The 9,137-nt window shown below is 63.6% G+C and carries 6 protein-coding genes and 2 pseudogenes; 7 read left to right on the top strand and 1 reads right to left on the bottom strand.

Going from position 1 to position 9,137, the window contains the following annotated elements; translation table 11 throughout:
- Positions 1-306: 306 nt before the first annotated feature.
- Positions 307-417 (bottom strand): annotated as a pseudogene (locus tag Q0X85_RS12280) (IS6 family transposase); the annotation flags it as partial.
- A 220-nt stretch (positions 418-637) separates the two neighbouring features.
- Between Q0X85_RS12280 and Q0X85_RS12275 the strand changes: the two are divergent.
- The 7 genes and pseudogenes from Q0X85_RS12275 to Q0X85_RS12245 all read left to right on the top strand — a co-directional run.
- Positions 638-1,489, top strand: a complete 852-nt coding sequence (locus tag Q0X85_RS12275; RefSeq protein ID WP_297772301.1) for a PhnD/SsuA/transferrin family substrate-binding protein — start codon at positions 638-640, stop codon at positions 1,487-1,489.
- Positions 1,490-2,917, top strand: coding sequence for a HAMP domain-containing sensor histidine kinase (locus tag Q0X85_RS12270; protein ID WP_297772299.1), 1,428 nt, complete (start codon positions 1,490-1,492; stop codon positions 2,915-2,917). It abuts the gene before it with no gap.
- On the top strand, positions 2,910-4,139 hold the full coding sequence (locus tag Q0X85_RS12265; RefSeq protein WP_297772297.1) for a sigma 54-interacting transcriptional regulator: 1,230 nt from the start codon (positions 2,910-2,912) through the stop codon (positions 4,137-4,139). The genes Q0X85_RS12270 and Q0X85_RS12265 overlap by 8 nt, the downstream gene beginning before the upstream one ends.
- A gap of 157 nt (positions 4,140-4,296) precedes the next feature.
- Positions 4,297-4,818: an arsenate reductase (azurin) small subunit gene (locus tag Q0X85_RS12260; protein WP_297772296.1), complete on the top strand. Its 522-nt coding sequence runs from the start codon at positions 4,297-4,299 to the stop codon at positions 4,816-4,818.
- A gap of 13 nt (positions 4,819-4,831) precedes the next feature.
- A complete protein-coding gene (locus tag Q0X85_RS12255) occupies positions 4,832-7,297 on the top strand; it encodes an arsenate reductase (azurin) large subunit (RefSeq protein ID WP_297772295.1) in 2,466 nt (821 codons plus the stop codon).
- Positions 7,298-7,362: 65 nt separating this feature from the next.
- Positions 7,363-8,610: a gephyrin-like molybdotransferase Glp gene (glp, locus tag Q0X85_RS12250; RefSeq protein WP_297772294.1), complete on the top strand. Its 1,248-nt coding sequence runs from the start codon at positions 7,363-7,365 to the stop codon at positions 8,608-8,610.
- Positions 8,611-8,742: 132 nt separating this feature from the next.
- Positions 8,743-8,991: pseudogene (locus Q0X85_RS12245) on the top strand (IS6 family transposase); the annotation flags it as partial.
- Positions 8,992-9,137 lie beyond the last annotated feature (146 nt).

Raw genomic sequence — 9,137 nt, 5'->3', positions numbered from 1 at the left:
GGCGGGATCAGCCTGCTAGAGAACGTGGTCATGCCACAAGGTGTTCAGCGCTGTATCCTACCCCGTCGCCGGTCCTGGCCGGGAACGGCGACGGGGCATTCATAGCAGGGATAAGACACATAAGGTGTTCAATCCCACGGTCTCCACGGACAGGATCGTTGGCCGATGCCGGACGATTTCTGACCAGCTTTCGGCTTCGTCGAAATTGGAGAATACCGAGCCTGTGTCGGTTCCAAACTGCATTCCAGCCTCGGAGTCGATTGCCATTGACTGGCGCAGCACAGTGAAAAAACAAGCGCCTTGTGGCAGGTCCTCGACATTTTGCAGCGAGAGCGGAAACCGGACATAGAGGATCACTGCCAGGCGAATGACTTCGGGGCTGGTTGGTAAGCCGCGGACGAGGTGAGATTTGGTCATCGCACGAAGCGAGGCGACCACCGTGTCCCACTCAATGACTTCACCTGACACCACCTTCCCGCCCATCGATGCGTGGGTGTTCGGCACGGGATGTCGGTATGGTCAAGTTTTTGTGCGTGAGCGCGATCAATCTGGTATCAGACAGAGTCAGGACGTTTCGAACGGGTTGCGCCGCACTTGCGGTAATGGTGCAGCAATGTGGGCGCGCGACGAGTAGAGCATGACAGGCATAACACGCCGCAAAGCGATTATGATGGGAGGGGTCGCATTGGCGGCGCTGCCGATGCGCAGTGTGGCTCAGACCCCGTTCAGGCTGGGCCTTACGCCGGTCTTTCTCGACAATGACGCGGTTATCATCGATCGGCTGCGGCAGGCGCTGGCGGGCGCGATGGGGCGTGAGATCGAGCTTGTTCAGCGGCGCACCTATGAGGAGGTGACGGGCCTTCTGCTGGAGCGCTCGCTCGATGCGGCATGGCTGTGCGGATATCCGTATCTGCAGCATCGCGATGCGCTCGATCTGGTGGCGGTGCCGGTCTGGCGCGGCAAGCCGCTTTATCAATCCTACCTGATCGTGGGAGCGCGCGCCGAGGCCGCGAGCCTCGCTGACCTGCGCGGGGCGACGCATGCGTTTTCCGATCCCGACAGCAATTCCGGCTATCTGGTCACGGCGAGCGATCTGATTGCCATGGGTGCGCGGCCCGAGCAGTGGTTTTCGCGCGCGATCTTTACCTACGGGCACCGTAACGTGGTGCGCGCGGTGGCTGACGGGCTTGTGCAATCGGGTAGTGTCGATGGCTATGTCTGGGAGGCACTGGCAAAGGTGGAGCCGGACCTGACTGCGCGCACCCGCGTCATTGGCAAGTCGGAATGGCTGGGCTTTCCACCTGTCTGCGCGCGCAAGGATATCGCAGACGCGGAGCCGGTTCAGGCGCTGCGGGGCGCTCTGATGGGGCTTTCGCGGTCCGAGCCGGGACGCGCGGCGCTGGCGGCCCTGCAACTGGACGGGTTCCAGGAGGCTCCCAAGGGTATATTCGACGGCATTGCGGCCCGCATGCGCCTGCTGGACACGTGAATGCCCCGGATTTTGCGTCGTCTGCCGCTGTCGCTCAGGCTGCCTCTGCTCGGGGCGGCGATGATGGTGCTGGTCGGGGTTGTTGCGTCGCAACAGGTATTGTCGGCATTGGGGCGTGTGCAGGACGCACGGTTGCGCGAATTGGCGGCGATGCATGTCGAGGGGCTGTCGGTGGCGCTCGGGCCGCTGGTCCTGCGACGGGACATCTGGGAGGTCTATGACACGCTGGAGCGCGCGTCGAGCGAGAGCGAGGGGCGGCGCATGATCCTGACGGCGGTGGCCGACGATGCCGGTCGGGTTCTGGCCGCGACGGATCCGCGGCGGGTGCCGGTGGACAGCGCGATCGACCGGGTCGCCGAGGCGGCGGTGCGGCTCGGCGAATTGTCGGTGGGTGCGTCCGAGAGCACTGTCCGTCTGATCGCGCCGCTTGATTACCAGGGCCGGACAGTGGGCCGCATCGTCACCGAACTGGACGTGTCCGACCTGCAGCGTGAGCGGTGGCGCGCGTTGTGGCTCCTGCTGGTGGGCAACACGCTTGCAACCGCCATCCTTGCGGGGTTGGGATATATCGCGATGCGGCAGATGCTTCGGCCCGTCTCGACGATGGCGCAGCAGATGGCCGGGGCCGAGGGAGAGCCGCAGCCCATTGCCGAACGCGACGTGCCGCCCGGCGATGGTGAGTTTGCCCGCTTGGCGCGCACCTACAACAGCATGGTGCATGACGTGGCTGCGAAATCGCAGATCGAGCGGCGTCTGGCCGAGCGCGAACGCTTTGTGGCGTTGGGGCGGCTGTCCTCGTCGCTGGCGCATGAGATCAACAACCCGCTTGGCGGGCTGCTGAACGCGACGGACACGATCCGGAAGTTTTCCGACCGGCCAGAGGTGGTTGAGAAATCCGCCGAGTTGCTGGAGCGCGGGTTGCGACACCTGCGGGACGTGGCGCGGGTCACTCTGGACCAGAACCGTCTTGAGCCGGACGGAAGCCTGCTCTCGGTCGATGATTTCGAGGATGTTCGCCTGCTGATCCTGCCCGAGCTCAAGCGGATGGAACAGCGGATCGACTGGTGTGCGCCGGAGAACCTCATAGCTTCGCCAGAGCTGCCCGCTGCTCCGGCTCGGCAGATCATGCTCAACCTGTTGCTCAATGCCTCTGCGGCGACCGGACCCGAAGGGAGCATCATGTTTCGAACGCAGATGACTGAGAACGTGTTCGAGATTGCCATTTCCAATAGCGGCCCGCCGATGTCCGACGCTGCGCAGGCGCGACTGCTAAGCGATGTGGCACTCGCACCGGGCGGTGGCGTCGGCCTGCGCCTGGTCCGCGATCTCGTTCAGGAGTTGGGCGGAAGGATAGAGCTTGCGCGCGCGGATGGTCTTACGACAGTGCACGTTTTCCTGCCGGCGCGGAACGGGGATGCTGATGCTTGACGGGTGCCGCATCGTTCTGGTCGAGGATGACGAGATCATGGGCGGTTCGCTCTTGCAGCGGCTGGAGCTGGAGGGCGCACAGGTGCTGTGGCTCAAGCAGATGAACCGCGCGGTGGGCGCGATCCGCACGCCGCAAAGCAGGATCGACGCGGTGATCTGCGATATAGCGCTGCCGGATGGGACCGGCGAAGAGTTGTTTACCACGCTGTGTCGCACGACAACGCCGCCGCCGTTCCTGTTCATCACCGGTCAGGGCGGCATCGAGCAAGCGGTGCGGCTGATCAAATCCGGTGCGGCGGATTACATCACCAAGCCGTTCGACATGTCGGTTTTCCTGGACCGGCTTGCACAGCTTCTGGCCCCCGGTGAGGCGCAGGAGTTTCCCCCGGTGCTCGGCGTGTCGGCGGCGGCGCAGCAGGTGGAGGCGCTGATCGCCCGTGCGGCCGAGAGTGACGCGCCGGTGCTGATCCGGGGCGGGCCGGGATTAGGTAAGGACCTCGTCGCGCGGCGCATCCACGAGATGTCCGAGCGGCGGGCCGCACCGTTCCTGGAGGTGAACCTCGCGCGCGAGGGTAGTCCGGAGGACGCGCTCTTTGGGAAAAGCGGCGCGTTACGGCAGCTGTGTGAGGGGACCCTTTTCGTGAATGCGGTCAGCCGCCTGCCGCTGTCGCTTCAGCACCGGCTCGTTGAAGAGATCGAGCGCGGTCTTGACGGACGCCTCGTGACCGCCTGCGGCCCCGATCTTGAGCGGCTGGTGCAAAACGGCGGGTTTGCGCCGGAACTCCATTACCGAATGGCGCAGATGGAGATCCCGATACCGCCGCTTGGCACCCGCCCGGAGGACGCGGTGTGGCTGCTTGACCAGCTTTTTCACAAGCTTGCGCCGGTGAAAGCGTGTTCTGTGACCGGCATCGGCGCGCTGTGCCTTAAGGCGGCGCGTGATCATGACTGGCCGGGTGGCGGGCGAGAGGTGCGCGCGCGGCTGGTGCGCGGGTTGTCGTTGACGCAGGGTGACCTGCTGCAGCCCGCTGGCCTGTTTCCCGAGCGTCAGGCCGGAGAGGCGGGGATCAAGAGCCTTGCCGAGGTGCGCGAGGCGGCCGAGCGCGCGCAGATCATTGCCGCGCTGGAGCGGAGCGGTGGGCAGGTGGGCGCGGCGGCGCGGATGCTGGGCATCGCTCGGACCACGCTGTGGGAGAAGATGCAACGATACGGGCTGTCCTGAGGCCACCCGCGCCGTGCGGCATGTTCGGATTTCCGAACATCTGACATTTTTCATGTTTTTCAAGGCTTAGCCGCAGTGCAGAAGAGGTGACAAGCCTGTCGTGGCAAGTGTGCCGAGGCTCTATCCTTGCCGTCATAGCAAGGGAGGAGCCAAGCCAATGAAATGTAATCGACTGGTCGATGCGGGCCGTCGCCAGTTCCTGCGCGGGGGCCTTGGGGCCACGGCGGGGGCTGCGGCGAGCGTTGTCATGGGAACGAGCGAGGCCAAGGCGCAAGCGGCGCTTGCGCGGGTGGACTACCCCGCGAACCGGCTCGCCAATGTGGCCGATCTGGCGGTCAACGAGGCGATGGACGTGGCCTATCCGGATGCCGACAGCCCCGGGGTTCTGCTCAAACTGGGGCAGGCGGTCGAGGGGGGTGTGGGTCCTGATGGCGATATCGTCGCCTTTTCGATCCTGTGCCCGCACAAGGGTTGGTATCTGAGCTACAACGGCGAGGACCGCACGTTCAACTGCCCGGGGCACCATTCGCGTTTCGATGCCGAGGCGGGCGGGCAACAGGTCTGGGGCCATGCCACAAACAACCTGCCGCAATTCGTGCTGCGCGTCGACGACGCGGGCGACATCTATGCCGAGGGCGTGGACGAGCTGATCTACGGCCGCCTGTCAAACACGCTCTGAGGGAGGAAAATCAATGGCTTACAAGAGACAAGTGGACCGTCTGCCGATCGTTCCCGCAGACGCAAAGGAATTCAACGTTACCTGCCATTACTGCATCGTCGGATGCGGCTACAAGGCCTATACATGGCCGATGAACAAGCAGGGCGGCACCGCCCCCGAACAGAACAAGTTCGGCGTTGATCTCAGCGAACAACAGTTCCAGGATAGCGCGGCTTGGTACGCGCCATCAATGTACAACATCGTCAAGCAGGACGGGAAGGACGTGCACCTCGTGGTCAAGCCCGATGAAAATTGCGTGGTCAATTCCGGTCTTGGCTCGATCCGCGGTGCGCGGATGGCCGAAAACCGGCCCTCGCGGGTGACGGGCACACAGCTTCAGCGGCTCAGTGACCCGCAGGTATGGCGCAACGGAACATGGCAGCCGACGTCGTGGGACGACGCGCTCGATCTTGTCGCGCGGGTGACCGCGCAGGTCGTGACCGAAGGGTCCGAGGACGATCTTGTAGTGTCGATGTTCGACCATGGCGGCAGTGCGGGGGGGTACGAGAATACCTGGGGCACAGGCAAACTCTATTTCGACAGCATGAAGGTCAAGAACTGCCGCATCCACAACCGTCCGGCCTATAATTCAGAGGTGCATTCGACCCGCGACATGGGCGTGGGCGAGCTCAACAACAGCTATTCCGATTACGAGATCACCGACACGATCTTCATGATCGGGGCCAATTCGATGGAGACGCAGACCAACCTCTATCTCAATCACATGGTGCCCGGGCTCCAGAATGGTGCGAAGTTCATCATGGTCGACCCGCGCCGCACCGTCACCGTGCATTCCTCCGAGCAATGGGCGGGCAAGGAAAATGTCCTGCACCTCGCGATCAACGAAGGCACGGATATGGCGCTCTTTATCGCCATCCTGACCCATATCGTCGATCAGGGCTGGACCGACGACGACTTCATCGCCGCCTCGGCCTTTCAAGACGGCGAGGCGGTGGCACAGGATAGTGCGCATCCCGCCAGCCTGGGCAGTCTCGACCATGCGATGCAGGATTGCCGGACATCGCTGGAGCAGGCGGCGGAAATCTGCGGCGTGCCCGTGGCCGACATCCGGCAGGCCGCAGAATGGATCGCCAAGCCACATGACGACGGCAGCCGCCGCAAGTGCGCGACGGCCTACGAGAAAGGTATCATCTGGGGTAATGACAACTATCGCACCATCGGTGCGCTGGTGAACATTGCACTCGCCACCGGCAATGTAGGGCGCGAAGGCGGTGGCGTCTGCCGCCTCGGCGGGCATCAAGAGGGTTATTACCGGCCCAATGAAAGCCATGTGGGGCGGCCCGCGGAATACGTCGATCAGTTCCTGATCCGGGGTCTTGGGGGTGTTCATCACATCTGGGCCTGCGACCACCACAAGACCACGCTCAACGCCGCCGAATTCAAGCGCGCGCACAAGCGTCGGGCGGACATGGTGAAGGACGCGATCGACGCCGCCGCAGGCGGCACCCGCGAGCAGGTGGTGGATGCCATCGTCTCGGCGGTCAATGCCGGCGGTTTGTTCGTTGTGGATATGGACATCATTCATACCCAGATCGGCCAGAACGCACATGTGATCCTGCCGGCCTGCGAGTCGAACGAGATGAACCTCACCTCGATGAACGGCGAACGGCGTCTGCGTCTCAGCGAGCGTTATATGGACCCCTACGGCAACTCCAGGCCCGACTGCCTGATTGCCGCCGGTATTGCGCAGCACATGGAGCGCGTATTGCGCGACATGGGTCAGGACGCCTATGCCGACCAGTTCCAGGGCTACGACTGGGAGACCGAGGAGGACGCCTTCATGGACGGCTTCCACCAGGGCAACCCGGAGGTGACCTATGAGCGGCTGCGCGCGGCGGGCAATAACGGTGTGCAAGAGCCGGTGACTGGCTATGAGAATGGTCAGCTTGTCGGCTCCGAGCGTCTCTATGCCGATGGTAGCTTCGACCGGCACGGGCGCGAGGACGGAAAGGCGCTGTTTTGTGCCGCCGGATGGCGAGGCTGGCAGGCGCCGGGCAAGGCGCGCGAAAAGGCCGCGCACAAGTACTGGATCAACAATGTCCGGGCCAATATCTTCTGGCAGAACCAGTTCCTTGACCAGAAGAACGAGTTCGTGCAGGATCGTTTCCCCTATCCGTTTATCGAGATGAACCCCGATGACATGGTCGAGGAAAGTCTGAACCCCGGCGACCTCATCGAGATCATCAACGATAACGGCGTGACGCAGGGCATGGCCTATCCCACGGCCACCGCCAAGCGGGGGCAGGTCGCGATGGTCTTCGGGTCACCGGCGGGCAGCCAGGGCAATGTGATTAACCCGGGTGTCAACGAGCTGGTGCTGCCGAACTACAAGCACTGCTGGGGTGATATTCGCAAGATCTCGAACGCCACTCATGAAACGGCGGGGATCACCTTCAAGTCGAAGGAAGTCACGCTCTGATCCGCTAAGACAGGACAGGCCCGTCCCGCATTGCGGGGCGGGCCCCGATCTTCTGGGAGGATGACATGGGACACCCGGTAACCTGCTCGGCGGGCAAGCCCGGCGCGCCGCTGTCGGTCGATGCCGCCCGGCTTCGCGCCGAAGCGGCGGCGGTCACCGTGGCCGAGACCGATGTGCTACCGCTCGATGTGGCGCTCGACCGCGGTCTTGCGGCGGTGCCAACGGCGCTCTGCGCATTGCCGCCATTCGACAACTCGGCGATGGACGGCTACGCGCTCGACAGTGCGACATTGCGCGGCAAGGGCCCCTGGTCGCTGACCGTGGCAGACCGGGTCGCTGCGGGCGATACGCGTGGCAGCCCGCTTGTTCCCGGCTGTGCCGCGCGCATCTTTACCGGGGCACCGGTGCCGGATGGTGCCGATTGCGTGGTGATGCAAGAGGCCGTGCGACGTCAGGATGACCGGATCACAATCGACACCCGGCCCGCATCGGGCACCAACATTCGTCGTCGCGGCGAGGACGTGGCCGAGGGTGCCGCATGCCTCGCAGCGGGAGTCGCGCTGACCCCATCGCGCCTGGCATTGCTCGCGGGCTGCGGCCTGTCCGAGGCGGTCGTGCGCCGCCGGGTGCGCATCGCAATTCTGTCCACAGGCGACGAGTTGGTGGAGCCAGGGCGCATGCTGTCGCATGGTCAGATCTACAATTCCAATCGCGTCATGCTGCGCGCGCTTCTGGCCGCGTCCTGGGCCGAGGTCACCGATCTGGGGATATTGCCTGATGATCCCGCCTCCATCCGGAGTGCGATCCGAGACGCCGCCTGCGCGCATGACGTGGTGATTTCCTCGGGCGGTGTTTCGGCGGGGGAAGAGGATCATATTCTCGATGCACTCCGGGCCGAGAATGCCGCGCTCGATGTGCTCAAGGTCGCGATCCGTCCCGGCAAACCGCTGACCGTGGGGCGTGTGGCAGGTGCGCTGTTCTTTGGCCTGCCGGGCAACCCCTATGCTGCGGCGATCACCTTTTCGCAGATCGTGCGCCCGGCCTTGCGTCGCGTGGCCGGTCTGCGCGAAGTGCCGGACACATGGATTCCGGCTGTTGCCGATTTCTCCTATGTCCGCCGGACCGGGCGGCGTGAATATGTGCCGGTCACTTGGTCGGCGCGGGACGGGCTTGGCCGCCCCTTACTCGAGAGGCTCGGGCAGGGGGCCTCCGCCAGCCTGCATCCGATCGCCTGCGCACGGGGTGTCGCGGTGCTGCCGCCTGAACTTAGAGAAATCCTGCCGGGTATGTCCCTGTCCGTTGAACCACTCTAAATCAGGGCCCGAAATTTATTCGCATTCATCTGTCATCGGTCGTCTGAGTGTTGCGCTTGGCAAGGCTGTCGAACTGGCACTGTCAGAGCAGACCGGCTTGAGACGGGCAGGGCGGTTTCGTAGCGTCCGGAGATGACCAAACCTGACCCGTTGCGATGTTTCAAAACAAGCCAGGAGATACGGCGCCTGGCTTTGATGCAATACGTGCGGTTTTCTCTGTCCATTCGAAATGTCGAGGATCTTCTGCACGAACGCGGTATCAATGTCAGCCACGAAGCCGTCAGATGTCGGTGGGGTCGGTTCGGGCCGATGTTTGCCGTGGAGATCTCCAAACGCCGGATCAAAAGTACGGCATCCAGCCGTTGGCGTTGGCATCTGGACAGTAAGCATCCGGCGTAGGTCACAGCGAGGTCAACGCGCGTGCTCACGGTCCATTTCGATGATCTCTTGCAGGTTTTCAATCCCGAACGGAGTGAAGTCGATGACGCTGTCGTCGCCAGGGCCGTAGACCCAGATCACGCCAACTT

The sequence above is a fragment of the uncultured Roseovarius sp. genome, assembly GCF_947259555.1.
Classification (GTDB): Bacteria; Pseudomonadota; Alphaproteobacteria; order Rhodobacterales; family Rhodobacteraceae; genus Roseovarius.
The sequence above is the reverse complement of the archived record's forward strand: the minus strand, read 5'-3'. Positions and strand labels throughout refer to the sequence as shown.